Origin of the sequence: Lentzea flava (assembly GCF_014648475.1) — a bacterium.
GTDB lineage: Bacteria > Actinomycetota > Actinomycetes > Mycobacteriales > Pseudonocardiaceae > Lentzea > Lentzea flava.
Map to the genome: position 1 here is coordinate 20,680 of NZ_BMRE01000039.1, position 24,514 is coordinate 45,193.

25 protein-coding genes are annotated in these 24,514 nt (G+C 70.4%); 15 read left to right on the top strand and 10 right to left on the bottom strand.

The window, feature by feature from the left end; translation table 11 throughout:
• Positions 1-36 precede the first annotated feature (36 nt).
• The 4 genes from IEZ09_RS32725 to IEZ09_RS32740 are packed head-to-tail and all read left to right on the top strand — an operon-like array spanning position 37 to position 3,515.
• Complete coding sequence (locus IEZ09_RS32725; RefSeq protein WP_189257676.1) at positions 37-516, top strand: YbaB/EbfC family nucleoid-associated protein; 480 nt, start codon at positions 37-39, stop codon at positions 514-516.
• Positions 513-827 (top strand): DUF2563 family protein, encoded by a 315-nt coding sequence (locus tag IEZ09_RS32730; RefSeq protein WP_189257677.1) that lies wholly within the window; start codon positions 513-515, stop codon positions 825-827. The genes IEZ09_RS32725 and IEZ09_RS32730 overlap by 4 nt, the downstream gene beginning before the upstream one ends.
• A 1-nt stretch (position 828) precedes the next feature.
• Entirely contained in the window at positions 829-3,258 is a 2,430-nt protein-coding gene (locus IEZ09_RS32735) for a TNT domain-containing protein (RefSeq protein ID WP_189257678.1), read from the top strand.
• Positions 3,255-3,515, top strand: a complete 261-nt coding sequence (locus tag IEZ09_RS32740; RefSeq protein ID WP_189257679.1) for a hypothetical protein — start codon at positions 3,255-3,257, stop codon at positions 3,513-3,515. The genes IEZ09_RS32735 and IEZ09_RS32740 overlap by 4 nt, the downstream gene beginning before the upstream one ends.
• Here the strand turns inward: IEZ09_RS32740 and hisN are convergent.
• Entirely contained in the window at positions 3,496-4,275 is a 780-nt protein-coding gene (gene hisN, locus IEZ09_RS32745) for a histidinol-phosphatase (protein ID WP_189257680.1), read from the bottom strand. The genes IEZ09_RS32740 and hisN overlap by 20 nt on opposite strands.
• Before the next feature lie 32 nt (positions 4,276-4,307).
• Between hisN and IEZ09_RS32750 the strand changes: the two genes are divergently transcribed.
• Both IEZ09_RS32750 and IEZ09_RS32755 read left to right on the top strand, forming a co-directional pair.
• Positions 4,308-4,982, top strand: a complete 675-nt coding sequence (locus IEZ09_RS32750; RefSeq protein ID WP_189257681.1) for a response regulator transcription factor — start codon at positions 4,308-4,310, stop codon at positions 4,980-4,982.
• Positions 4,982-6,256, top strand: a complete 1,275-nt coding sequence (locus tag IEZ09_RS32755) for an ATP-binding protein (protein WP_189257682.1) — start codon at positions 4,982-4,984, stop codon at positions 6,254-6,256. The genes IEZ09_RS32750 and IEZ09_RS32755 overlap by 1 nt, the downstream gene beginning before the upstream one ends.
• An 18-nt stretch (positions 6,257-6,274) precedes the next feature.
• On the opposite strand, the gene IEZ09_RS32760 is transcribed toward IEZ09_RS32755, so the two are convergent.
• The 3 genes from IEZ09_RS32760 to IEZ09_RS32770 all read right to left on the bottom strand — a co-directional run bounded on the left by IEZ09_RS32760 (position 6,275) and on the right by IEZ09_RS32770 (position 9,657).
• On the bottom strand, positions 6,275-6,808 hold the full coding sequence (locus tag IEZ09_RS32760) for a GtrA family protein (protein WP_189257683.1): 534 nt from the start codon (positions 6,806-6,808) through the stop codon (positions 6,275-6,277).
• Positions 6,738-7,337, bottom strand: a complete 600-nt coding sequence (locus IEZ09_RS32765; RefSeq protein ID WP_370467763.1) for a GtrA family protein — start codon at positions 7,335-7,337, stop codon at positions 6,738-6,740. The genes IEZ09_RS32760 and IEZ09_RS32765 overlap by 71 nt, the downstream gene beginning before the upstream one ends.
• A gap of 112 nt (positions 7,338-7,449) precedes the next feature.
• Positions 7,450-9,657, bottom strand: coding sequence for a sigma-70 family RNA polymerase sigma factor (locus tag IEZ09_RS32770; protein WP_189257684.1), 2,208 nt, complete (start codon positions 9,655-9,657; stop codon positions 7,450-7,452).
• A gap of 139 nt (positions 9,658-9,796) precedes the next feature.
• Here IEZ09_RS32770 and IEZ09_RS32775 point away from each other — a divergent pair, with 139 nt between their 5' ends.
• The 7 genes from IEZ09_RS32775 (at position 9,797) to IEZ09_RS32805 (ending at position 15,733) form a co-directional block, all read left to right on the top strand.
• A complete protein-coding gene (locus IEZ09_RS32775) occupies positions 9,797-10,564 on the top strand; it encodes a GGDEF domain-containing protein (protein ID WP_229813160.1) in 768 nt (255 codons plus the stop codon).
• 109 nt (positions 10,565-10,673) lie between these two features.
• Entirely contained in the window at positions 10,674-11,054 is a 381-nt protein-coding gene (locus tag IEZ09_RS32780; RefSeq protein WP_189257685.1) for a GntR family transcriptional regulator, read from the top strand.
• Positions 11,051-11,845 (top strand): ABC transporter ATP-binding protein, encoded by a 795-nt coding sequence (locus IEZ09_RS32785; RefSeq protein WP_189257686.1) that lies wholly within the window; start codon positions 11,051-11,053, stop codon positions 11,843-11,845. Before IEZ09_RS32780 ends, IEZ09_RS32785 begins: the two co-directional genes overlap by 4 nt.
• The gene (locus IEZ09_RS32790) at positions 11,842-12,774 is read left to right on the top strand and encodes an ABC-2 membrane transporter-related protein (RefSeq protein WP_189257687.1); all 933 of its coding nucleotides are present in this window, start codon (positions 11,842-11,844) and stop codon (positions 12,772-12,774) included. The genes IEZ09_RS32785 and IEZ09_RS32790 overlap by 4 nt, the downstream gene beginning before the upstream one ends.
• A 44-nt stretch (positions 12,775-12,818) precedes the next feature.
• Positions 12,819-14,006 (top strand): 5-(carboxyamino)imidazole ribonucleotide synthase, encoded by a 1,188-nt coding sequence (locus IEZ09_RS32795; protein WP_189257688.1) that lies wholly within the window; start codon positions 12,819-12,821, stop codon positions 14,004-14,006.
• Positions 14,003-14,491: a 5-(carboxyamino)imidazole ribonucleotide mutase gene (purE, locus tag IEZ09_RS32800; protein ID WP_268247664.1), complete on the top strand. Its 489-nt coding sequence runs from the start codon at positions 14,003-14,005 to the stop codon at positions 14,489-14,491. Before IEZ09_RS32795 ends, purE begins: the two co-directional genes overlap by 4 nt.
• Before the next feature lie 78 nt (positions 14,492-14,569).
• Positions 14,570-15,733 carry an acyl-CoA dehydrogenase gene (locus IEZ09_RS32805; RefSeq protein ID WP_189257689.1) on the top strand — a complete coding sequence of 388 codons (1,164 nt, stop codon included), beginning with the start codon at positions 14,570-14,572 and terminating at the stop codon, positions 15,731-15,733.
• 100 nt (positions 15,734-15,833) lie between these two features.
• Here IEZ09_RS32805 and IEZ09_RS32810 read toward each other — a convergent pair whose 3' ends face one another.
• From IEZ09_RS32810 to IEZ09_RS32825, 4 genes are all read right to left on the bottom strand, one after another.
• Positions 15,834-16,199, bottom strand: a complete 366-nt coding sequence (locus IEZ09_RS32810) for a hypothetical protein (protein WP_189257690.1) — start codon at positions 16,197-16,199, stop codon at positions 15,834-15,836.
• 96 nt (positions 16,200-16,295) lie between these two features.
• A complete protein-coding gene (locus IEZ09_RS32815; protein ID WP_189257691.1) occupies positions 16,296-17,018 on the bottom strand; it encodes a hypothetical protein in 723 nt (240 codons plus the stop codon).
• A gap of 74 nt (positions 17,019-17,092) precedes the next feature.
• Positions 17,093-17,572 (bottom strand): SRPBCC domain-containing protein, encoded by a 480-nt coding sequence (locus IEZ09_RS32820; protein WP_189257692.1) that lies wholly within the window; start codon positions 17,570-17,572, stop codon positions 17,093-17,095.
• Positions 17,569-17,895 (bottom strand): ArsR/SmtB family transcription factor, encoded by a 327-nt coding sequence (locus IEZ09_RS32825; RefSeq protein WP_089949326.1) that lies wholly within the window; start codon positions 17,893-17,895, stop codon positions 17,569-17,571. The genes IEZ09_RS32820 and IEZ09_RS32825 overlap by 4 nt, the downstream gene beginning before the upstream one ends.
• 314 nt (positions 17,896-18,209) lie before the next feature.
• Between IEZ09_RS32825 and IEZ09_RS32830 the strand changes: the two genes are divergently transcribed.
• Both IEZ09_RS32830 and IEZ09_RS32835 read left to right on the top strand, forming a co-directional pair.
• A complete protein-coding gene (locus IEZ09_RS32830) occupies positions 18,210-19,142 on the top strand; it encodes a trypsin-like serine peptidase (protein WP_229813161.1) in 933 nt (310 codons plus the stop codon).
• Between the two features lie 84 nt (positions 19,143-19,226).
• The gene (locus tag IEZ09_RS32835) at positions 19,227-20,000 is read left to right on the top strand and encodes an META domain-containing protein (RefSeq protein ID WP_189257694.1); all 774 of its coding nucleotides are present in this window, start codon (positions 19,227-19,229) and stop codon (positions 19,998-20,000) included.
• 63 nt (positions 20,001-20,063) lie between these two features.
• Here the strand turns inward: IEZ09_RS32835 and IEZ09_RS32840 are convergent, their stop codons facing one another.
• The gene (locus IEZ09_RS32840) at positions 20,064-20,309 is read right to left on the bottom strand and encodes a hypothetical protein (RefSeq protein ID WP_189257695.1); all 246 of its coding nucleotides are present in this window, start codon (positions 20,307-20,309) and stop codon (positions 20,064-20,066) included.
• Positions 20,310-20,320: 11 nt separating this feature from the next.
• Complete coding sequence (locus IEZ09_RS32845; RefSeq protein ID WP_189257696.1) at positions 20,321-24,511, bottom strand: ALF repeat-containing protein; 4,191 nt, start codon at positions 24,509-24,511, stop codon at positions 20,321-20,323.
• Positions 24,512-24,514 lie beyond the last annotated feature (3 nt).

A 24,514-nucleotide genomic window follows, 5' to 3' on the forward strand; every position in this document is an offset into this window, starting at 1 on the left:
CTGAGCCCAGGGCTATGCGTGTGTGAGGGGGACTCGGTGGACGACCACCGTGCGCAGGTCGAGGAGCTGCTGGCCGACTACCGGCGCAGCCGCGAGCAGCTGGCGTCTGTCCAGCGCGAGCTCGCTGCCGTGTCGGGGCAGGCTTCCAGTCCGGACGGGACGGTCACCGCGCTCGTCGGCCCCGGCGGACAGCTCAGGTCGCTGGAGCTGTCGGAGCTCGCCTACCGCAGGCACCGGCCGGAGCAGCTGGCCGAGCTGATCGTCAGGACCGTCGCCGCGGCTGCCGCGTCCGCCGCCGAGGACACGTACCAGACGCTGAGCGCGGTGCTGCCGGCCTCGACCGATCCTGCCGCGCTGGTCGCCGGTACCGCCGACCTGCAGCCCGCCGAGTACGAGCCGGAGCCTGCCCAGGAGGTGGCTCGGCAGCCCGCACGTCGTCGCGTTGACGACGACGAGGACAACGAGCAACGGGAGAGCTGGCTCGACTCCGAGCTCATCCACAGGAGGGTTCGATGACCGGGTACGAGGCCGACCTCGATCGGCTGGACGCCGGGGCGCGTGAGCTGCGCGGGTTTGCCGGCCAGGCCAAGGAGATCGCGGGGGCGCTGGACAGGGCGCTGGCGTCGTTCGGCGCCTGCTGGGGGGACGACGCGGTGGGGCGGAGTTTCGCCGCCTCGCACGAGAAGCCGTCCGGGGACGCGGCGGGGGCCGTGTCCGGGCTCGCCACGACGTTGGGGGACGTGGGCGACAAGCTCGCCGCGACGGCCGAGACCTACCGGCACGTCGAGGAGAGCAACGCGACCGCGATGAGAAGGTTGGACGGCTGACATGGGCATCGAGCTTCCCGTCGAACTCACCGAGGTCGCTGCCAAGGCCGGTGTTTCGTGGCCCAAGGCTGACGAGGACGCGATGCGGTCCAGTGCCGCCGCGTGGCGCGAGGCGGGCGACAAGATCAAGACCCTCGGCACCTCTTCTGACGGCGCTGCCACGCGGGCGCTGGAAGGTGTGACCGGTGCGACCGGAGACGCGGCGCGCGGCCGGTGGGCCAAGGTAGTGGCGCCGGACGGCGACCTGCAGCGGGCGGCCAAGGGCTGCCACGCCGCCGCCGACCGGCTCGACCACGCCGCCCAGCAGGTGGGGGCCGCGAAGGTCGAGATCGTTCGCGAGCTGGTGACCCTCGCCAAGAACAACGACGCGGCTCATGCGTCGGCGTCGGCGGGCAACCCCAACGCGCTGCTCGGCCTCGACACGCTGACCCGCGGCACGGCGGCCAACGTCGCGAACCTCCACAACACGCTTTCCTCCGCCATCCGCCTCGACAGCGGTGTGGACATGAGCCAGGCCTCACCGCCCGTGAACACCGCGCCAGGAGCGCACGGGCCGGGTGGTGGCGGTGGGCTGCTGTCCCCGGTCACGAACGTCGTGGGTGGCGTGGTCGAGCCCGTCGCCCAGGTCGTGCAGACCGCGACCGCTCCCGTGGCACCCGTCGTCAACGCCGTGACCGCGCCGGTCGCGCCCGTCGTGGGTGCGGTGACCGACACCGCGGCTCCCGTTCTCAATGCCACGGCCCCCGTGACCGCGCCTGTCGCGGCCGTCGTGCAACCGGCCGTCGAAGCGGTGCCCGGCGGCCACGACACCGTCGGCCAGGTGTTCGACGCGGTCGACGGCCGGGGTGAAGGTCCCCGTGGTGAAGGCCCTCCCGGCAATCCCGGTCGTGGTGAAGGCCCCGGCAACCCCACGCTCCCCGGTCTGGTGCCCGACACGAGCCAGGCTTCCGCGCACGTCGTGCCGCCGGTGGCGGACGTCATCCCGAGCGTTCAGGGCTCCCTCGGCCCGATCGCCGAGGGCACGACCCAGGCCTCGGCCGCTGTTCTCGACCAGCCGTTGATCCGTGGCGGCGAAGTGCACGGCCAGCCGGGGCCCGCGCCTGCCGCGTCGGTGCCTCAGGCTCAGGCGGCTCCCGCCGGTCCGGCGTTCGGCGGCGCACCCGCCGCTGGACCGGTGAGTGGTCCGGTGGGTGGCGCGGCCGGTGCGGTCGGCGGTGCCGTGAGCGGCGCTGTCGGTGGTGTGCCGTCGGCGGCACCCGCTGCCGGTGCCCAGGTCGGCTCGGTCGTGGGTCAGCAGCAGGGTGGCGCGCAGGCGGCTGCGCAGCAGGGACAGGCCGCTCAGCAGGGCGCCAAGGCCGTGGACGCCAAGGCGGCGGGGCCGCAGGCGGGACCGGCGGCCAAGACGGGCCTGCCGACGGGATCGGCGGGTCAGGCGATCACCGGCCAGGCGAGCCAGGCGGCTCAGGTCGGCCAGTCCGGCAACCAGGTCACCGGTCAGAGCCAGCCGCAGACGCCGAGCCAGGGCGGCAACCAGGCCCCCGGCCAGGGACAGCCAGGCGCCAAGGACCCGGCGGCCAAGGACCTGTCGAAGGAGGCCCTCGACGCTCTGCAGGACGGAGCGGACGAGCGCGGCACGCACCAGATCGGCCAGACCGTGACTTCTGGTCCGATGGCCGGTGTCGACTTCAGCGCTCACCAGAGCGGGTCGCTCACCGACCGGCTGGAGAACCGCGAGCACAACCAGGCGCTGTCCGGCGTTCCCGGCGTCGCCTACGACGTCGCCCGCCACACCTACACGGCGGCCGCGGTCGGCAGCTGGTTCATGGCCGTCTTCCTCGGTTCGAGCCAGGCCCCGCGCCTCGCCCCGAAGCCGTCGAGGCAGCTCCCCGCACCCGTCCAGCAGGACGAGCAGCAGGTGATCCCCCGGTTCGCCCCGCAGGACCACCCGCAGGCCGGCCTGGTCGACACGTCCTTCCCGCAGCCGTTCGAAAAGTCGGAGGGCCTCGGCAAGGATCACCCGGTCGTGCAGGAGCTGCTGGAGGGCTACGACCCGTTGGCGGGCATGCACGAGCGTGACTGGGAGAGCCTCTTCCAGAACGAGGACGGCAGCCCGCGCTGGCCGGTCGAACGCGAAGGCGGCTACGAGGACAGCCAGCCGGAGATCCTCAAGGCGGGCGCCGAGCTCGACCGGTTCGGCACCCCGGAGGGCCGTGTCCTGTCCACCGCCGGCACGCCGTTCAAGGAGCGCTCGCTGCCGCCGCAGGCAGCGGACGAGGGCTACCGCCGGTACCGCGTCACGCGCGATCTGCCCGTCCACCGCACGATCAGCGCGCCGTGGTTCGGCCAGCCCGGCGGCGGAAGTCGTTACCGCACCACCTATCCAGTCGCCGACCTCGTCGCGCTCGGCTACCTCACGGAGATCACCGCATGAACGTCGAGACGCTGCCGGAGTGGCTGACGAAGATCGGCGTGCCCGACGACGTCGTCAGCATCGGTGAGGAGGCGGACCAGCGCTGGTGCCTCCTCACCGACGAGGACGGCAAGGGCCACGAGGTGTTCTGGCAGGAGCAGGGCAACCGCTACGACTGGGCCCGGTTCGACGACGAGAGCGTGGCGTGCCACTACCTCTTCGGCCGGCTGGCGTGGGCTCAGGTCGCGCGCGGAACCCTCACCGTGCCAACAGCTTGAGCGCGGCCTCGTGCAGGTGGCCGTTCGACGTCAGCACGTTGCCGCCGTCGTAGCGCTCCTCGCCGTCGAGCGAGGTGAAACGGCCACCCGCCTCGGTCACCAGCACCTGGAACGGGGCGATGTCCCACGGGTTCGCCACGGCCTCGGGTGCGAGGTCGATGGCGCCCTCGGCGACCAGGCAGTGCTGGTAGAAGTCGCCGAACGCGCGGCTTTCCCAGGTCGCGTCGACGAGCCGCAGGTACGCCTCGCGTGAGTGGTACTCCACCCACGTCTTGATGTCCGTAGTGGACACGTACGCGTCCTCGAGAGAGCGCACCCCGGACACGGAGATCGCGCGCTCGCCGGACGCGTCCGACATGAACGCACCACCACCGGCCGCCGCCCACCAGCGGCGGCCCAGCGCGGGCGCCGACACGACACCGACGACCGGCACGCCGTCGACGACCAGGGCGATCAGCGACGCCCAGATCGGCACGCCGCGCAGGAAGTTCTTGGTGCCGTCGATCGGGTCGAGCACCCAGACGCGCGAGGCGTCCAGCGTGCCGCCGCGCTCCTCGCCCATGACGACGTCGTCGGGACGCTCTGCGGACAGCAGAGCGCGCACGGCGTCCTCGACCGCGACGTCGGCATCGGTCACGGGCGTGCGGTCCGGCTTGCGCTCGACGGAGAGGTCGTGCGCGCGGAACCGGGCGGCGGTGATGGCGTCGGCGGCGTCGGCGAGGCGGAGGGCGAGTTCGAGATCAGCATCGTGGCGTGACACGCGGCGATCGTTCCACGAATACGCTGGGTGCCGTGAGCGTGGTGTTGCTGGCCGAGGACGATCCGGCCATCGCGGAACCGCTCTCCCGCGCGTTGACGCGGGAGGGTTATTCGGTGCAGGTAGTGAGCGACGGGCCGAGTGCCTTCGAGGCGGCGATGGTGGGAGGGATCGACCTCCTGGTGCTCGATCTCGGCCTGCCGGGCATGGACGGTCTGGAGGTGTGCCGCAGACTCCGGCAGAACGGCAGAGGCATCCCCGTGCTGATGCTCACGGCGCGCGCCGACGAGGTCGACTTCGTGGTCGGGCTCGACGCGGGCGCCGACGACTACGTCGCGAAGCCGTTCCGCCTCGCCGAGCTGATGGCCCGCATCCGGGCTCTGCTGCGCCGCCGGGCGCCGGGCACGCTCGAGGTCAACGGCGTGCGCGTCGACCTCGCCGCCCGCCGCGTCACCGTCGACGGCGGTGAGGTCCAGCTCGCGAACAAGGAGTTCGAGCTCCTCAAGGTGCTCATCCAGCGCGCGGGCCAGGTCGTGAGCCGCGACGAGATCCTCTCCGAGGTCTGGAACGACCCGGACCTGAAGGGCAGCAAGACGCTCGACATGCACATGTCCTGGCTGCGCCGCAAGCTCGGCGACGGCACACCGAACTCCGCCGAGAAACGCATCGCGACCGTGCGCGGCCGCGGTTTCCGCTTCAACGCCGACTGATGCGCCGCCGGATCCTGCGGGCGATCCTGCTCGCCGTCGCCGTCACCGGGATCGTCCTCGGCCTCCCGCTGGGCTACTCCGCGCTGACCCTAGTCGAGGACAACGCCCGCGGGGCCCTCACCGAACGCGCCCAGAGCATCGCGACCAAGCTCGACGACCAGCTCGCCAACCGGCAGGGCATCGACGTCGAGGCGGTCAAGTTCGTCGTGCCAGCCGACGGCCGCCTGACCGTGGTGTCCGGCGGCGCGACCACGGTCACGGGCCCCTCACCCGGCGAGGACCCGCTCGTCGTGGAGCTGCCGATCGCGCAGCAGGGCACCGTCCGGCTGGAGATCCCCTCCGCGGAGATGCACACCAACCAGGCCCAGGTGGCGGGCCTGGTGCTGCTCCTGCTCGCCCTGTCCGTCGGTACCGGCACGGTCGTCGCCCTCGTGACGGCGCAAACGCTTGCCCGTCCGCTCGGCTACGTGGCCGCCCGCGCGTCCCGGCTGGGTGCCGGCGACTTCCGGGAGGACCAGCAGCGCTACAACATCTCCGAGCTCGACGCCGTCTCCGAAGCCCTGGACACGTCGGCGACCGCCCTCGCCCGCCTGGTCCAACGCGAACGCGAACTGGTCGGCGACGTCTCCCACCAGCTCCGCAGCCGCCTGACCGCCCTCCAGCTGCGCCTGGAGGCCCTGGCGGAACACCCGGAACCCGACACCGCGGCCGAGGCCCGCGCAGCCCTCGAACAGGCCGAACGCCTGGCCGCCGTCCTCGACGAACTCCTCGCCGCGGCCCGCGCGGCCAGAGCCGTCGGCGCCGAGCCGCTGGAGCTCAGGCCCGCCATCAACGCGATCGTCGACGAGTGGCGCGAGCAGGTGAAGAGCCAGGGCAGGACGTTGCGCGTCCGCGTCCCGGACGGCCTGCTCGCCCGCGCCACCCCGGCCCGCCTGCGCGAGGCCATCGGCGTGCTGCTGGACAACGCCCTGCGCCACGGCGAGGGCCCCGTCGTGGTCTCGGCGCGCAGCGAGGAGGGCACGGTGGTGGTCGAGGTGAGCGACGGTGGCGCCGGCGTGCCCGACGAGCTCGCGGCCCACATCTTCGAGCGCGGTGTGTCCGGCGGCGGGTCGACCGGTGTGGGGCTGGCGCTCGCTCGGGCGCTGGTCGACGCGGACGGCGGCCGGTTGGAGCTCTCGACGGCGCGTCCGGCGACGTTCGCGGTGTTCCTGCCGGTGCCGAAGGCCCAGGACGTCGTCGGCATCCCCTGGCGGGCGCCCAGCACGCCGCGCTGAGGAGTCAGCGCTTCCCGGTCACGAGTGGCCCAGCGCCTCTTCCTCGTCCAACGGCCGCGGCCCGCGCGCGTTCTCCTCGGGGAACACCCACTTCTTGTAGCCGTACCAGCGGAAGGCCATCGCGACGAGCGTGCCGATGATCTGCGCGCTCAGGAAGTCCGAGATCTCCTCGGTGAGCCGCGTCACGTGCGGCTCCTGCAGGTGGAACAGGTACCGCGCGATGTACAGCGGCGCCGAGTTCAGCACGATGCCGATGCCGTTGACCAGGAAGAACAGCGCTGCCTCGTGGTGACGCTCACGCCCGCCGCGCGTGCGGAACGACCACTCCCGGTTGAGGACGTACGACACGATCGTGGCGACCAGGGTCGCGATGATCTTCGCCGTCACCGGGTTGTTGGGCAGGACGACGGTCTTGATCCCGAAGAACAGGACCGTGTCGATCACGAAGCACGTGCCCCCGACCAGGGCGAACTTGACCAGCTCACGATGCTTCAGCGCGATCGACCGGATCGGCTCCGGAAACCGGGAGACCACTGTTTCGGCTAGGGACACGGGACGAGTCTACGGAGATCGGGTGAACGCGCCGGTCAGGTCGAGCGCCCGCGTCCGGGAACACCCAGCGCCGCATCGCCCAGAACTTGAAGCCCGTGGCGAGCAGCATGCCGATGATCGAGCCGGAGACGAAGTCCGCGATCTCCTCGGTCATGACCGTGACGAACGGGGCCTGCAGGCCGAACAGGTGCCGTGACAGCCACAGCGGGATGATGTTGATCGCCACGCCCAGACCGCTGACCAGGAAGAACAGCGCTGCCTCGTGGTGGCGCTCGCGACCGCCGCGGGTGTGGAACGACCATTCGCGCGACAGCACGTACGAGGCGATGATCGCGACGAGCACGCCGATGACCTTGGCCGTGACGACCTTGTCGGTCAGCACCGTGAGCTTCAGCGCGTACCAGACGCCGTTGTCGATGAGGAACGTTGTGCCGCCGACCACTGCGAACCGGATCATCTCGCGGTGCTTGTGCAGCAGGAACTGGAGTGGTTCTGGCAACCGGCTCATGGCGCGGCGAACGACTGGCAGCACCGCGCCAGCTTACGGATCAAGGTAACGACGCTTGCCTCCGGGTGTTACCTTTCGCCACCCAGAGGTGCCTGACCTGCACGTTCAGTGACGACAAAAGATCAACTTTTGATCAACTTCGCGTTGGTGCGCACGGCCGTCCCAGCAGGTCGGGGATCAACCACGGGAGCAGGCCGGGCCTCGGCTCGCACGGCTCCTCCGACCTCGGTGGCGCGGTCGGCACCGAGGTCGACGGCGGCACGGACGGCGTCGGCGAGCCGGTCGACGGCGGCAGCACCGGCGGGAGCTGCGACGGCGTGCCCGGTAGCGGCAGGGGCAACGTCGGCTTCGCGGGCGCAGTGGGCTCGGTGGGCTGCGTCGGCTTTACCGGCGGCGTGGTCGTCGTCGGCGGCACGGTGGTCGGCGCGGGCTCGGCCGGCGGTTGCGGCTTGACCACGTCGTCGACCGGCCAGTGGTCCGGCCGCGTCTTCACCGGCACCGTCACGGTCTTCGTGGCGTTGCCGAGCGACGCGGTGACGGTGATCGTCCCGCCGCGGTGCGGCAGCCCGAACGCCCAGATCGACGTGCGGAAGCTGTCGCCCTTGTCCAGCTGGGTCTCGCAGTGGATCGAGTTCTTGTCCGTCCGCGAGCACTCGCGGCACGGCGTGAACACCACGATGTGCTCCGACGACGACACGTCGAGCTTCAACGTGCCGGCGCGCGGGCCCTTGTTGCGCACCTTCACGTCCACGCGGGGGTCCCAGAACATCTCGTGCCACGTCGACACGGTCAGCTCGATGTCGTCGTTCACCGGCGGCACGTCGACCGCGACGCTGACGTTGACCGAGATCGTGGCGCCCGCGCTGATCGTGCCGGTGATCGTGCCGGGCTGGGCGTCCTGGGTCGCCTGCAGCCGGAACAGGAACGTCGCCTGGCCGCCCGGCGCGATGCCCCGGGGCGTCGAGCAGGTGATCGTGCCGCTGCCAGCGGGGCAGTTCACGGTCTGGTCGGTCGCGCCGTCCGGCTGCAGCAGCCGCGCGGCGAACGACGACGGCCCGCCGGTCGACAGCACGCCAGGTGGCAGGTTCAGCGTCATGCTCGCGGGTGGGGCCGCGGTGCCGCCGGTGTTCCTGACCGTGATCGGGAAGTCCTTGGGCGCCTCGCCGGGCGTGAGCGTGTAGCCGCTCGGCGTCGTCGGGGTGAGCGACGCGGGCGGAGGGGTCGGTTCCGGCGTGGGGGCCGGGGGTGCGGAGGGCGCCGGTGGCGTGGGCGCCGGGGCCGGGGTCTGCGCCGGTGGCGGTGGCGGGACGGGGCTGGGCACCGGCGGTTTCGGTGACGGCGGCGGCGCGACCACGGTCTGCGCTGGTGGCGGTTCGGCGGCCTGCACCTGCGGGGGCTGCTGCTGCCCGCCTCCCGCGGTCAGCGCGATCACCACGGCGGCGGCCACGGCGGCGGCGGAACCACCGACCGTGATCAGCTGGCGGGGGATCGAGGCACCGACCGCGCCCGCGCCACCAGCTGCCGCTCCCGCGCCGACGACGGCCGTGGTCGTGCCCGCGGCCACCAGGTACGTCGTGGCGCCGACACCGAGGACCAGCGGCGCGACGAAGATCCGCAGCGCGCCGTTGACGTCCGCGAGCTCGGCGGCCAGCGCGCGGCACCGGCCGCACTCGTCGAGGTGCGCCTCGACCTGCGTCGCCTCGCGCTTGGACAGACCCGCGCGGGTCCACGCGCCGAGCCGGTCGACCGTCGCCCTGCACCGTTCCGCGCTGGTCTCGGCCAGGTGCATCTGCAGATACTGCTGCTTGAGGCCCTCACGGGCGCGGTAGGCGAGCGCGGACACGCCGTTGGCCGTCAGCCCGAGCAGCGGGGCGACCTCGGCGGGCGACTGGCCCTCGATCTCGGTGTGCCACAGCACCATCTGCCAGCGCTCGGGCAGCGCGGCGAACGCGCGGGCGGCCATCGAGCGCTCCAGCCCGGCCACCGCGGTGTCGCTGAACGCCACGGCGGGCGCGACGTCGGTCATGTCCTCGGTGAGGTCGACCTTCTTGTCGCGCCGGGTCTTGTCGTACGCGGTGTGGCGCAGCGCCGTGAGGAGGTACGCGCGGAACGCCGAGTCGGGGCCGCGGCCCGCGCGGAGCGTGTCGAGCACCTTCGCGAACGCCTCGGACACGAGGTCGTCGGCTTCGGCCTGGGAGCGGGCCAACTGGCGGGCGAGGTTGTAGGCCGCCGAGACGTGCCGTTCGTACAACTGGCCGTAGGCGTCGATGGTCCCTCCGCGCACGGACTCGATGAGTTCCGCGTCGCTGGGGCCCTGGACGTCTGCAGGAACGGTCGCCAAGTCTCGTGTCCCTCCTCGCGGCGCTCAGTGTGACGCACGACGCCGTGAGGAGTCATCTCAATCCCCCACGCGGGTTGCGTCATGAGTCGGCACCGGCTGCGTTTCCCACCTGGAATCGGAGAGCAGGAAGGGAGACCGGGTGGGTGTCGCACAAGCGGAGCGCCTGCTGAAGTCCAGGTGGCGCACCGCCACCATGGCCGCAGGCTGGGCGTTCCCCGCAGACTGGCCGCTCGCCGAGGTCGACGACGTGTGCGCGGCGATGCTGGAGGACGCCGACCCCGGCGACGCGCTGGTCCGGCTGGGCCGGGCACGCGCGGAGGCGGGAGCGGGCCTGAGCGAGACGCTGCTCGACCTGGCCGCGCTGCACGCCGTGCTGACCGACGAGTCGCACATCGTGTCGCCGAACGTCGACGCGCTCCCTTCACGGATGCTGCGCATGACAGCGCTGGGATGGGCGGACGTGGTGACGAAGCAGGCCGGCGACTGCGCGGCCGAGGACCCGCTGACCGGGCTGGCGACGGCCGCGTACCTGCGGACCCGGCTGGGCGAGGTGTACCGGGAGACACCGGTCGCGCCCCTCGACTACGCGCTCGTGCTGTTGCGCCTGGACGTGCACCGCGCCTCCGGCTGGTCACGCGTGGTCGCGATGACTCTCGTCTCGGACGCCCTCCGGACCGTTTTCGACGGCGGCGAGACGCTGGCGACGCTCGGCCCGTGCGTGGCCGCGGTCCTGGTGCGCCGCGACGAAACACTTGCGCGCAGGATCCCCAACCTGCGCGTTCTCGCCGCGGACCGGCTCGCGGACGACCCGAACGTGCGGCCGGTCGGGCCCGCGAAGGTCTGGACCGAACGGTTGCCGGACACGCACACCGAGGCGTGCGCGCTGCTGAGCTCGCTTGGGCGCTGATCTCCCCCTGTCCCGCGCCCAGGTCTTCCCCGTCCCCACCGGTTTGCTTCCCAACGGCCGCAGAAGTGTTCTATTGTCTTAGTTCAGTAGAACAATCTGGGGAGCGTGTGTGGTCGAGTTCCACGTCGACCGTGGCAGCGGCCTTCCCGCGTACCTGCAGCTGGGGCAGCAGGTCAGGGAAGCCTTGAGGCTCGGTTGGTTGCAACCGGGCGATCGCCTGCCGACGGTCCGCGATGTCGTCGCGACCAGCGGCGTGAACGCGAACACCGTGCTCAAGGCCTACCGCGAGCTGGAGCTCGCGGGCCTCGTCGAAGCCCGTCAGGGCTCCGGCACCTTCGTGAAGGCGTCTCCGGGGTCCGCCGCCCCCGAGGACTTCGACCCGCTGCGGGCCACGCTCGCCGCCTGGGTCGCGGAGGCACGCTCCGCCGGGTTGGAGGACGAGGACATCTACGCGCTGCTGCGCGAGGTGCTGAGTGGGGGAGCGCAATGAGCGTGGTCGCGGCCGAAGTGTCGAAGTGGGCGGTGCACGACGTCTCCTTCGAGCTGCCGCCGGGCAGCGTCACGGCACTCGTGGGAGCCAACGGCTCCGGCAAGTCGACGTTGCTGAACGTGCTGGCCGGTCACCTGCCGCCGGAGTCGGGGCACACGTCGATCGCGGGCCGGGTCGCCTACGTGCCGCAGCACAAGCCGATGTACAAGGACTTCAAGGTCGCCGACGTCCTGCAGTTCGGCCGCCGCATGAACAAGGTCTGGGACCACGAGCGCGCCGACGGGTGGCTCACCAGGTTCAAGGTGCCGCGCAGACTGCAGGTCGGCGACCTCTCGGGCGGTCAGCGGACGCACGTGACCCTCGCGCTGGCGCTGGGATCGCGTCCGGACGTCCTCATGCTGGACGAACCGCTGTCCGAACTGGACCCTCTCGCGCGCAGGAAGGTCATGCGGGAGCTGCTGACCGAGGTCAACGACAACGGCATGACGCTGATCTTCTCCACGCACGTCGTCGCGGAGATCGGTGGCGTCGCGGACAGGTTGCTGCTGCTCGCCGACGGGCGCCTGATCGTGGACGGCGACACCGACGAGCTGCTGGAAGAGCACGTTCTCTACACGGGTCCACGCGACTCGGAATCCCCTGTGGAAGGACCCGTGGTGCTGGCGAAGCACAGCAAGACGCAGTCGCAGTACCTCGTGCGTTCCGGCGGCACGCAGATCGCCGAGCCGTGGACCGCGCGGTACGTGACGCTGGAGGAGCTGGTCGTGGCGCACCTGGAGCGTGCCGCGTGAACGCCTTCGTCTGGCTGACCTGGCGTCAGCACCGGTGGACGATCATCTTCTCCGCGGTTCTCGTCGTCCTCGCCGCCTACGGGCTGATCTCCGCGGAAGCCAACAAGAACACGGGCATCGACTCGATGCCGATGAGCGGCTTCTACGGGCTCATGGTGCAGCTGTCGTTCGGTGGCGTGATCGGCGTGTTCTGGGGCGCCCCGCTGATCGCCCGCGAACTGGAGGAGCGCACCTACTTCGTGGCGTGGGGCCAGGACGTGACTCCCGTGCAGTGGTTGCGCGGCAAGGCGCTCGTGCTCGGCGTCTTGGCCGCAGTCCTCGGCGCCGTCGCCGGGCTCGGCGACGGACGCGTCGGTGTCAACAAGGCGTGGTCCGCGTTCGAGGGGCACCCCGCCGTGCAGGCGGGCTACGCGCTCTTCGGCCTGGCCCTCGGCGTGTTCATCGGCCTGCTCAGCAGGCACGTCGTGACCGCGATGGCGGCGACGCTGGTCTTCTACACCCTGTCCCGGACCTTGCTGGCGGTGCTCCTGCGCGACCACTACCTGCCGGCGAGCCGCAGCATTGCCCGTTGGGACAGCACCCCGGTGGTCCCGCCGGGCGCTCTCGAACTCGGCAACGGTTTCGTCGGCAAGGACCTGAGCCCGATGAGCGTGCCGGAGGCGTGCGCGAAGCTCGTGAACCCGAACAGCTGCATGCGCAGGTCGGGTGGCGCCGCGGGCACGTACGTCGACTTCCAGCCGGTCGAGCGGATCGAGGCCTTCCGCTACATCGAGTTCGGGCTGTTCGTGGCGCTCTCCGCCGTGCTGCTCGCGCTGACGTTCCGGCTGCTGCGCCACGGCGGCGGGTGGAAGCCGTCGCGGTCCCACCGCCGCATCACCTCCGAGACGGAGCCCGCACCCGCGTCGGAGGCCGCGGCCGCACAGGGCTAGCTGCTGGTGAGCGTCACCGAAGCTGCAGGTAGGCTGCCTGAACCGTGGACTCCCGTACCCGTCTCCCCGTCGTCGGAATGATCGGCGGCGGGCAGCTCGCCCGCATGACGCACCAGGCCGCGATCCCGCTCGGCCAGTCACTTCGCGTGCTCGCCGTCTCCGAGAACGACCCCGCCGCGCTCGTCGCGCGGGACGTGGTGCTCGGCACGCACACCGACCTCGACGCGTTGCGCGCGTTCGCGAAGGGCTGCGAGGTCGTCACGTTCGACCACGAGCACGTCCCGCAGGAGCACCTGCGGGCGCTGGTCGCGGAGGGCGTGAAGGTGCACCCAGGTCCGGACGCGCTGCAATACGCGCAGGACAAGCTGAAGATGCGCGTGCGGCTGGCCGAGCTGGGGCTGCCGGTGCCGCCGTTCGCCGAGGTGCACGAGGTCCGCGACGTGCTCCGCTTCGGTGCCGAGCACGGCTGGCCGTGCGTGCTGAAGGCGGTCCGCGGCGGCTACGACGGGCGCGGTGTGTGGATGCTGAACCAGCCGCACAGCGCCGAGCTGGTCGTCCCCGAGCTGCTGGAGGCCGGGACGCCGCTGATGGTCGAGCAGTGCGTGCCGATGCGCCGCGAGCTGGCGGCCGTGGTCGCGCGCTCACCGTTCGGGCAGGGCGCGGCGTGGCCGATCGTCGAGACCGTGCAGTCCGAGGGCATCTGCGTCGAGGTCCTCGCGCCGGCACCTGACCTGGACGGTGCCGCGGCCCAGGAGCTGGCCCTGAAGGTCGCCGACGCGCTGGGTGTCGTGGGCGTGCTGGCCGTCGAGCTGTTCGAGACCGCGGACGGCGTGGTCGTGAACGAGCTCGCGATGCGCCCGCACAACTCTGGCCACTGGTCGATCGAGGGCGCCCGCACCTCCCAGTTCGAACAGCACCTCCGCGCCGTCCTCGACTACCCGCTGGGCCGCACCGACCTGATGGCACCGGCCGTGGTGATGGCGAACGTGCTGGGCGCCGCCGAACCGCCCGCGATGGGCCCGGACGAGCGCGTGCACCACCTGTTCGCGCGTTTCCCGGACGCCCACGTGCACCTCTACGGCAAGGAGGAACGGCCGGGCCGCAAAGTCGGTCACGTCACGTTCCTCGGCAACGACATGACGTCGGTCCGGGAACGCGCGCGGCTGGCCGCGCACTGGTTGTCCACCGGCGTCTGGTCAGACGGATACGACATTCACGGGAGTGCGGAGTGACTCAGGTTGGCGTGATCATGGGCAGCGACTCGGACTGGCCGGTGATGAAGGCCGCCACCGAGGCGCTCACCGAGTTCGGCGTCTCGTTCGAGGTGAGCGTCGTCTCCGCCCACCGCACCCCGCAGCGCATGCTCGACTACGCGACCTCGGCAGCCTCCCGGGGTCTTCGCGTGATCATCGCGGGTGCCGGCGGCGCCGCCCACCTCCCCGGCATGGTCGCCTCCGCCACCGTGCTCCCGGTCATCGGCGTCCCCGTGCCGCTCAAGTACCTCGACGGCATGGACTCCCTGCTCTCGATCGTGCAGATGCCCGCGGGCATCCCGGTGGCGACGGTCTCAGTGGGTGGAGCCCGCAACGCCGGTCTGCTCGCCGTGCGCATCCTGGCCGCGTCGGACCCGGCGCTGCAGGAGCGCGTGGCCCGCTTCCAGGCGGAACTCGAGCAGCTCGTACTGGACAAGGACGCGGCGCTGCAGAAGTCGCTCTGAGTGCTCAACAGCACACCGGCGCCCCTGGTGAACGGGCGCTAACATCGTGCCGAGTACTCGCTACCCGGAGGTAACAAGGTGAACCCGAGCTTCGGCACCTACCAGCTCGCCGAGGAGCACGAGGCGCTGCGAGAGGCCGTCCGCTCGCTCGCCGAGAAGGAGATCAAGCCGTTCGCGGCCGAGGTCGACGAGAACGAGCGCTTCCCGACGGAGGCCCACAACGCCCTCGTGAAGGCGGGCTTCGCGGCCGTCCACGTCCCCGAGTCCTACGACGGCCAGGGCGCCGACTCGGTGGCCACGTGCATCGTCATCGAGGAAGTGGCCCGCGTCTGCGCCTCGTCGTCGCTGATCCCGGCGGTGAACAAGCTCGGCACCATGCCGATCCTCCTGTCGGCCTCCGAGGAGCTGAAGCAGCTCGTCATGCCGTCCATCGCCTCCGGCGAGGCCATGGCGTCCTACGCCCTGTCCGAGCGCGAGGCGGGCTCCGACACCGCCTCGATGCGCACGCGCGCCGTCCTGGACGGCGACCACTGGGTGCTCAACGGCACCAAGTGCTGGATCACCAACGCCGGCGAGTCCACCTGGTACACGGTCATGGCCGTGACCGACCCTCAGGCGCCGAAGAAGTCCCAGGGCATCTCGGCCTTCGTCGTGCACAAGGACGACCCCGGTTTCTCGGTGGGCCCGAAGGAGCGCAAGCTCGGCATCAAGGGCTCGCCGACCCGCGAGATCTACTTCGAGAACTGCACCATCCCGGCCAACCGCATCATCGGCGAGCCGGGCACGGGCCTGAAGACCGCCCTGCGGACCCTCGACCACACGCGCCCCACCATCGGCGCGCAGGCCGTGGGCATCGCCCAGGGCGCCCTGGAGGCCGCGGTCGCGTACGTCAAGGACCGCAAGCAGTTCGGCAAGTCCATTTCGGACTTCCAGGGCGTGCAGTTCATGCTCGCCGACATGGCCATGAAGATCGAGGCCGCTCGGCACATGGTCTACGTCGCTGCTGCCAAGGCCGAGCGCGGCGAGCCGAACATCGGCTTCATCACGGCTGCCGCCAAGTGCTTCGCCTCTGACGTGGCCATGGAGGTCACCACGGATGCGGTGCAGCTGTTCGGTGGCGCCGGGTACACGCGCGACTTCCCCGTCGAGCGGATGATGCGGGACGCGAAGATCACGCAGATCTACGAGGGCACGAACCAGATCCAGCGCGTCGTGATGTCGCGCGCCGTGCTCAACGGCTGAGCTCAGTCGCTGGGGAGCCGGCTGTCACTTCCAGCTCCCCAGCGGGATCGTGCCGTTCTCGTAGGCCCCGCACTACAAGCCACGTCGAGTGGCATGACGGTCAGGCGGCCACGCACGTGCCGATCGCCTCCCCGATCGCCCCCTTGGCGCCCAGCACGCAGGACGACTCCGGCGTCAACGACTTGTCGGAGATCTGCTGCGCGAACGCGATCGCCACGTTCATCATCCGCATCGGGCTGCCGCTGTCGACGGCCTCCTTCACCGCCGCCGCACGGGCTTCCTCCGTGGTGCAGCTGATGTCGGTGCCGAACTTGGCGACGCGCGGCAGCCACAACGCCTTGGTACCGGACGGGCACGGCGTGATCTGCCAGCGGGTGCCGGGCGCCGCGCTGGCCAGCGGGGCGGAGAGCACCGCGAAGCCGAGCATGAGGGCCAGGGCTGCGAGGAAACCGAGGAAACGTCCCATGAGGACGAACGTAACCAGCCGAAATGCCCCCTACTGGGGGAACCGTGGCCACGGCCGGTTACTACGCTCCGCGCAAGCGTCCGAAGTGGACGAAGCTCAGGCCAGGTAGAGGGCGGTGGGAAGGATGACCAGAGTGGACCCCTCCCACCGCGCCGTGCGGCCGAAGCAGATCGCGGTGATGGACTCGCCGTCCGCGAACGCGCCCGCGGCGGAGTCCACCACCTGCGAACGCCGCAATGAGAACCTGACGCCGGTGGCGGAGACCGTGATGTCGTTGTCGCCCAGGGTGATCCGGTACGACGCCTTGATCTTCACGTAGCCCTGTGCGGATGCGGGGAGTGGTTGCGCGGTCAGGTCGAACTGCTGAAGCTCGCCCTCGGTGGTGAGGTGCCGGAGCACGGCGTCGAGGGCGCGTGCGGCGTTCGTCTCCGCCTCGAACGTCTCCCGCACGGTTTCGCCGCGGGAGCGCCTGCCGCCCGCCTCGACCAGTGAGCCGGTCAGGCCCAGCGAGCCCTCGCGGTGGGTGCCGCGTTCCACCTCGCGGATTCGTGCCTCGGCGGCGGCCTGCGGGGTTTGGCCGTACATGTTCATGATCGAGCTCTCGTCGAGCATCAGGAACGTGCGGATGCGGCCCTGTTCGAGGTCGGCCGGGTCCGGGCGCTGGTGGGTCGTGGCGGTGACGATCGCCAGCTTCGCCGTCTCTACGGCGGTGGTGCTCCGCGATTCGGCGCGCTTGGCGGCCCGGCGCGACGACCAGGTGACGACGGCGGCGATCGCGAGGGTGATCAGCACCGCCATCAGGAGCAAGAACGAATTCATGAGCAGCAACCCTCCGCGTGACCGTCACGCGGAGCATCACCCGGACGACGGCTCGCATCACTCCGCCGAACGGGTCACAGCTCGGCCAGCACCTCGCCCAGCCGCTCGTACGAACGACCCGCGCCGTCCGCCATCCCGGTCGCCAGCACGGCGTCCCTGGCTTCCTGCGACACCAGCTTCATCGTCGTGGTCATCGTCGTCTGCCCGCCGGACTCCACGAACTCCACCGTCGTCACAGCCGGCGGGTTGTCCTCGAAGTGTTCGGTGTTCACGATGCGCGAATACGGCGTGACCTCGGTGTACTCGCCGTACATCTCGAACGCGCCGGAGCCGTCCGGCATCGCCCAGCCGTACCGCCACTTGCCGCCGACGCGCAGGTCGACCTCGCAGATCGGCATCTCCCAGCCGTCGGGGCCGAGCAGCCAGCGACGCAGCAGCGACGGTTCGGTGAACGCCTTCCACACCAGCGAAGCCGGCGCGTCGAACGTGCGGGACATCGCGATCTCGGTGTCGGACGGGAGGGTCACGGTCGTGCCGAACTTGACGGTGGTCATTGCTCTGTCTCCTTCATCTCGGTCAAGAGTGCGTCCAGGCGTGCGTAGCTCGCATCCCAGAAGCGGCGGTAGTTCTCCGCCCACACGGCGACCTCCTTCAACGGCGTCGCGTCGAGCTGGCAGGGACGCCACTGCGCCTCCCTGCCACGGGTGATCAGGCCTGCCTTCTCCAGCACGCGCAGGTGTTTGGAGATCGCCGGGCCGCTGATGTCGAACGGCTCGGAGAGCTCCTTCACCGTCGCCGGGCCCTCGGTGAGCCGCGCGAGGATCGCCCGGCGGGTCGGGTCCGCCAGTGCGGCGAAGGTGGCGCTCAGCTGATCCATCTCGTACCTAACCACTTGGTTATCTAACCGCTGGGTTAAGTAGAGACCCGTGGCGGTCGGCTGTCAAGCCCCCGGTTCAAGATCAACAACCAAGATAGCGCTTTCCGATTCTGCACATTCGGCGAAGAAATGGCCCGGACGGACCTTTTTCCGGTAGGCCTGGAATGGCAGTTCTGCTGAACAGAGCAACTTCAAACGAACGCCTGGACAGCAGGTCAGAGGCCTCGCTACGTTCGCAAAGCCGCAAGTTAACCTCGTTTAGTGGGGTATTTCGAATGACAGCGAAAAGAACTGTTTCGTTAGCTTTTGGATTCGTGCTGGCCGCTTCCGTTTTCGTGCCGACCGCGCAGGCGGCACCGAACGGCAGCTCGGCCAGCCTGGCCAGAACCTCCGACGACAAGATCCAGTCGGCCGCCGCAGCCGAGTCGTACTGGACGCCGGAGCGCATGGCGAACGCGATCCCGGCCACGGGTCCTGCCACGGTCAAGGCGAAGTCCGCACCCCAGCCCTCGGGGCGTGCGGGCAGCATCGACGGTGCCGCGCCGTCGGTGAAGGTCCAGACCGAGCAGGCCCAGGGAATCGGGATCATGCTCAACGAGTCGCAGACGGTCGGCAAGGTGTACTTCACCAACCCGGCCAACGGCCTGAACTACGTGTGCTCGGGCGCGACCGTCAACAGTGGCAAGAAGAAGCTGGTCCAGACGGCGGGGCACTGCGTGCACGGCGGTGCCGGTGGCCAGTGGATGCGCAACTGGGTCTTCGTTCCGCGCTACCGCAACGGGGCTCGCCCGTTCGGCACGTGGAGCGCCTACCAGCTCACGGCTCGCACTGCGTGGACCAACTCCAGCAGCAGTGACGAGGACATGGGCATCGTCATCATGCAGACCCTCGGCGGCAACTCGATCGTCAACGTCGTGGGTGGCAACGGCCTGCGCTGGAACTGGGGCTACTCGGTGGCCGTCACGATCCTCGGCTACCCCGCGGGTGCGCCGTTCACCGGTGAGCTGCAGTACTTCTGCCAGGGCACGACCTGGAACGGCCACGGCCAGCAGGTCAGGGCCTGGTGCAACATGACCGGCGGTTCGAGCGGCGGTCCGTGGCTGCAGGAGTACAACGACCAGAACGGGCTCGGCTACATCAACAGCGTCGTCAGTCACCGGCACTCCGACGCGAGCCAGATGGACGGGCCGTACTTCGACAACGACATCAAGAGCCTCTACGACTTCGCGGAGTCGCTGTCCCCGTGACGTCGAATTTCCGTTGGCCGGACGCGGGAATTCCGTGTCCGGCCTTCGGGCAACCATGGAGCGAACGTGTTCCGTCCTAGGGTCATGACCAACCGAATCCTCCTCGCCGCGCTCGTCGTCTCGCTGCTCGCCGTCGCGCCGGGCTGCGGTGCCAGGTCGGCGGGCGGCGCGCAGGGGAAGGACCTGCGCGGCAAGGTGTTCGTCTCCACCTCCGTCACCGAGCAGGGCAAGCCGCGCGCCCTGGTCGAGGGCACGTCGATCGAACTGAACTTCACCGACGACGGCAGACTCATCGCCAGGGCCGGCTGCAACATGTTGCAGGGCCCGGTTTCCCTCGACGACGGGAAGCTGTCCGTCCCCGACCTCAGCAGCACCGCGATGGGCTGCCCGAACCCCGATCTGCACAAGCAGGACGAGTGGCTGTCGAAGCTGCTCGGCTCCGGCCCCTCGTGGGAGCTCGACGGCGGGAACCTGGTGATCACCGGATCGGACGCGCAGATCGTGCTCGGCACGGAGGCACCCGCTGCCCTCGAAGGCGGCACCTGGACGGTCGACAGCCTCGTCACCGGTGACGCCGTCTCGTCGGTGCCCGGCGCGGTCGCCGCCACGCTGGCCTTCATGGACGGCAAGGTCAACGTGTTCACCGGCTGCAACTCCGGTTCGGCTTCCTACAAAGTGGACGGTCGGGCGATCACGTTCACGTCGTTGCTGCACACCGACAAGGCGTGCGGCCCCGACGAGATGCTCGTCGAGAAGGCCCTGCTCGACGCGCTGAACGGCCAGGTCACGTACAAGATCGACCGGCAGACGCTGGCGTTGACCAACGCGAAGGGCGACGGCGTGCGACTCCGCAAATAGCAGCAGGAAACAGCAGCAGGCCGGGGTTGCGGGACGACCCCGCAACCCCGGCCCGCGCGTCGATCAGGACTTCCGTGCCGCGGCTACCCGCCGGGCCTGGACCTCCTCGAAGCCCTTGCCCTGCTCCTCGCTGATCGGCACGGCCTTCCAGTACTCACGGCCGGACTCGATGCGGTACAGCGCGTCCGACCGCTCCCACCGGAGGTTGGTGGAGAAGAACTCCTCGGTCTCGCCGCCCACGCGCACCACGAAGAACGGGTTCTCCACCGGGTGCGCGTCGGTGACGATCGCGAAGTACTGGTAGCTCATGGAAATCCAATCTACTGGCCGAACTCGGGGATCCGGACGGCGCCGGTCGGGAACGGAACGTCGGCGAAGATCAGTTCGGCCTGCGCGATCGCGTGGTCGATCTCCAGCTGGGTCGTGCCGGGCACGCGGTGCAGCTCGTACCACGGGTGCTCGACCGTCTTGGCGGCCAGGCTCTTCGGCGTGTGGAACTGGAACTCGAAGATCTGACCGGTCTTCGGGTCCTTCCACACGCTGTTGATCCCGCGGTACTTGTCGACGTACCTGTTCTGCAGCCAGGAGTTCTTGACCTCCATCTTGACGAATCCCTTGGCCTCCAGCGCGGCGATGCCCCGCTCGACCGCGGCCACGTAGCTCGCGTCGTCCGCGACCATCGTGTACCGGACGGCGTCCTTGACGTCACCGAGCACGGCGTCGATGTCCGGGTTCTTGCTCAGCTTGTCGACGACCTTGCGCTTGAGCGAGTCGGCGCCCTTGACGCTGTGCGCCAGGCCCTCCAGATCCACGCTGGGGAGGTCGTTCTTGATGTCGTTGACGACGTTCTTCAGTTTCGGCGTGATCTCGGACTCCGCCGAGATCGCCTTCTCGCGGAACCTGTCGACGGCCTCGTTGTTGACCTTCTCCAGCCTGAGCTTCTGGCCGAACTCCTCCATCTCCCAGACGCCGTCCTTGACCACGCCCTTCGGCGGGGTGAGCGGCTTGGGCGGCGGCAGCTTCTCCATCTGCTCGAACTTGAACGTCGCGTTCTCGAGCTTCGCCACGCCGTTCTCGATGGTGAGCTTGAGGTCGAGACCGCCCTTCGGTTCGATGCGGGCGATCGAGCCCTCCAGCCGCGAGAGGTCACCCTCCGCCCTCAACGTGATCGACTCGAGCTTGTAGAGCCTGCCGTCGATCGCGGCGATCGCGCCGTCGAGCTTCGCGATGCCGTTCTCCACCTTGACGGAGAGGTTGATGACCTCGCCGAAGCCGCCCGGCAGCTTGTTCGGCACGTTGTCGGACAGCTTCACGACGAAGCTGCCGATCCTGCCGAGACCCTCCGCGATCTTGGTCGTGGCCTTGGTGACCGCCGTCGCGACCACGCCGAGCGTCTTGGAGAGCGCGGAGCCGCTGCCGCCGATCGGAGCGGTCGCCGCTGCCGCCGCGATGTCGAACGTGAGCAGGCCGAACGCCTTGCCGGGGTTCTCGTGCCAGACGTCGAGGTGGATCAGCTTGTACGGGTTGTCGGCCAGGTCCTTGATCCCGGCCCAGATCTCGCTGCAGGCGGGGGTGTTCGCCTGGGACACGCTCTGCACGCCGCACTCGGCGAGCTTGACGATGCCGTTCCAGGTGTTCACCGCGCCCTCGGCGAAACCCTTGGCCGCCTCGACCGCGAAGTTGCCGATCTTCTTGGTCGCCTCGTTGAACCTGTCGCAGGCGGCAGGGTCACCGCCGTGGCAGAGGGCGGCGTCCCTGGCGTACTCGGCGAGCGACTCCAGTGCCGTGGCGGCCGCTTCGCCGACCTTGGCGGCCAGTTCCTTGCACTGGGGCGACGCGGCGTTGTTCTTGCACGCGACGACGCCCATGAGGCCGTCGTAGAACTCCTTGTTGAGCTCGTCCTTCTTGCGCTGCTCCGCTTCCCTGGCGATCCGCTGCGCCTCCGCCGCGCGCTCCTTCGCGTCGAGGAACTGGTCGAGGTGCGTGCTGACCTCGTTCGCGAACGCGTGGATCGAGTCCGTGGCCTTGATCGCCCACTGGTGGATCGCCTCGGCGGCGGCCGCCGCCTGGCCGGCGGACTGTGCTGCGCTGGACGCGACCGCTGCCGCGTTGCCCGCGCCCACGGCGTCCGCACGGGCCGACGACGCGTGCTGTCCCGCGGCCGAGGCTGCGCTGTGCGCGCCGGCGGCGTGCTGTGCCGCCTCGTTCGCCGCGTTGTGCGCGTTCACCGCGTACTGCGCCGCCTGCTCCGCGGACTTGGCGGCACGGGCGGCCGCCTCGTAGGCGGGCTTGACCTCGCCGATCGCACGGGTGGCGGCGTCCTGCGCCTGCGTGGCCGCCCGCGCCGCCTCCTCCGCCTTCTCCCGCGCGGAACGGGACTGCTCCTCACCGATCAGCAACGCCTTGGCCGCTGTCTCCAGCGCCCTGCGCGCGTCGCCGTTGATCCCCGCGTACGGCCGCGCGATCACCTCGGCCATGCGGGCCGGGTCGATGATCATCGAGGCGGACGCGGCGGCTGCCGCGGAGGCCCGGTCGGCGATCGTCGACTGCCACACCGCGGCGTTGGCCTCGCTCACCGCGGCCTCGGCCTCGAGCCGGGTCTGGTCGGCCGACGCCTGCGTCGCGACCGCGACGTTGGTGGCCTCGATCGCGAGCCGGTTCGCCTCGTCGGCTGCCCGGCGTGCGTTCACGGCTTCCTGGTCGGCCCGCGCGGCCGCGGCCTTGGCCGCGCGTGCTGCCGCGGCCGCGCGCTCCGCCTCGGCGTTCGCCGCCGCTGCGGCAGCACGGGCGCGTCCGGCCCAGGCCTCGGCGGCATTGGCCTCGCTGCGAGCCCTGCCCGCCGCCTCGGCGATGTCCTTCGTCGCCGCGTCGGCGTCCTTGCCCTGCTTGATGGCCTCGTCCCGCGCCGTCCGCAGCGCGGTCTCGACCTGCTCGGCGAAGCTCACCTTGCCGAAGCAGACCGACGTGGCCGTCTTGAGCTCGCGGCCGGTCTTCTGCGCGGCGTCGATCGCCGCCTGCTCGCGAACGCTCGCGTCGACCGCGTCGCTGTGCGCCTTGACCGCGGCCTGCGCCTTGCTGACCGCGTTGGATGCCGCGGACTGCGCGCTGAGCCGGTGGTTGCGCGCGTTGACCGCGTGCTGGCGTGCCTTGGCAGCGGCGTTCTGCGCGATCACCTTCTGCTGGGCGGCCCGGTCACGCGACCCGATCGCGATCTCCTGCTGCTTGAGCGCGGCCGCTGCCAGGCTCGCCGCCTGCTGCGCCTGCCGTTCCGCCTCGTCGTGGTACTTCTTGGCGTTGTTGGCGTGTTCCTGCGCACCGGCGTTCGCGTCCAGCGCGCGGCTGTCCGCGAGCGTCGCCTCGGTGGCGTGCTGCGCGGTCTCGGCCGCCTTCGACGCCGCCTCGGCCGCACCGCCGATCGCGATGGTGACCTTGGCCCAGTCCAGGCCGTTGGTCATGCCGGAGTCGATCAACCGCACGGCCGCGTTCTGCGCCTGCGCGGTCGCTTCCGCGGCGGCCAGCGACGCCCTGGCGGCGGTGTCGGCGTACCGGGTCGCCTCGGCGCGCAGCGCGTCGAGGTCCGCGTTGCGGCCCTTCTGCCCGTTCGCCCTGCCCGGCTTGTCCTCCTGGAGGATCTGGTCGGAGCGGTGCGCGGCCTTGGCGGCCATGTTCATCGCCGTCGTGGCGTCGTCGAGCGCCTTGACCGCGTTGATGTTGGCGCGCAGGATCTCCGCCCGCGCGTTCGCCGCCGCCTCGCTGCGCCGGGCGAGCGCGGTGAGTTCGGTGATCGCCTTGTTGCGGTCGATCAGCGCCTGCTCGACCGTCGCCTGGAAGTCGTGGTCGCGCTTGTTCGCCTCGGCGTACCCGGTGAGGTAGAACTCCCTGATCAGGGCGTAGTCACCGCGGAGGAGCAGCGCCTCACCCTCGATCTTCACCTGCGGGCCGCCGTGCTCGACCATGTCGCGGACGCGGGCGGTGATGCGCTCCCGTTCTGCCTTGTCGTCCTCGGCCTGCTGCTTGTCCTGCTTGAGCGCGATCTCGTAGCCGTAGGCCACGAAGTCCCTGATCGCCTGGTCACCGGAGTTCAGCGCGGCCTGCGCGCCCGCCTTGACGTTCGGGCCGCCGGTGCGCGCCCACTCCTCGACCTTGCGCCGGTTCTCCGTGGCCTCGGCGCGCTTGCGTTCGGCCGCCTTGGCCCTCGCCTCGGTCTCGCCGTGGTCGAGGAACCAGATCAGCTTTTCCTTGGTGTTCGCGGCGAGTGCCGCCTTCGCCGCGTCGCGGACCTCGACGTCCTCCGCGTGGTCGGCGATGTCCTGCACGAGCTGCTTGTAGAACTCGTACTCCTCGTCCACCGGCTCGTTGGCCGCGGACTGCAGCTGGAGCACGGGTGCGGGCTGTTGCGGCGCCGCGACGGCCGGCACGGTGCCGCCCACCAGCGCCAGCAACACCGTGATGATGACGGCCGCGATCGACCGGCGCCGCCACGAGGCGACGCTGGGTTCCGTTGTGCGCATGGT

What these genes read in the sequence shown, in the direction of transcription:
- IEZ09_RS32735 (WP_189257678.1), top strand. Translation starts at nt 829, where the DNA reads ATGGGCATCGAGCTTCCCGTCGAACTCACCGAGGTCGCTGCCAAGGCC.
- IEZ09_RS32740 (WP_189257679.1), top strand. Translation starts at nt 3,255, where the DNA reads ATGAACGTCGAGACGCTGCCGGAGTGGCTGACGAAGATCGGCGTGCCC.
- IEZ09_RS32810 (WP_189257690.1), bottom strand. Translation starts at nt 16,199, where the DNA reads ATGGGACGTTTCCTCGGTTTCCTCGCAGCCCTGGCCCTCATGCTCGGC.
- IEZ09_RS32840 (WP_189257695.1), bottom strand. Translation starts at nt 20,309, where the DNA reads ATGAGCTACCAGTACTTCGCGATCGTCACCGACGCGCACCCGGTGGAG.
- IEZ09_RS32835 (WP_189257694.1), top strand. Translation starts at nt 19,227, where the DNA reads ATGACCAACCGAATCCTCCTCGCCGCGCTCGTCGTCTCGCTGCTCGCC.
- IEZ09_RS32845 (WP_189257696.1), bottom strand. Translation starts at nt 24,511, where the DNA reads ATGCGCACAACGGAACCCAGCGTCGCCTCGTGGCGGCGCCGGTCGATC.
- IEZ09_RS32755 (WP_189257682.1), top strand. Translation starts at nt 4,982, where the DNA reads ATGCGCCGCCGGATCCTGCGGGCGATCCTGCTCGCCGTCGCCGTCACC.
- IEZ09_RS32730 (WP_189257677.1), top strand. Translation starts at nt 513, where the DNA reads ATGACCGGGTACGAGGCCGACCTCGATCGGCTGGACGCCGGGGCGCGT.
- IEZ09_RS32825 (WP_089949326.1), bottom strand. Translation starts at nt 17,895, where the DNA reads ATGGATCAGCTGAGCGCCACCTTCGCCGCACTGGCGGACCCGACCCGC.
- IEZ09_RS32785 (WP_189257686.1), top strand. Translation starts at nt 11,051, where the DNA reads ATGAGCGTGGTCGCGGCCGAAGTGTCGAAGTGGGCGGTGCACGACGTC.
- IEZ09_RS32820 (WP_189257692.1), bottom strand. Translation starts at nt 17,572, where the DNA reads ATGACCACCGTCAAGTTCGGCACGACCGTGACCCTCCCGTCCGACACC.
- IEZ09_RS32815 (WP_189257691.1), bottom strand. Translation starts at nt 17,018, where the DNA reads ATGAATTCGTTCTTGCTCCTGATGGCGGTGCTGATCACCCTCGCGATC.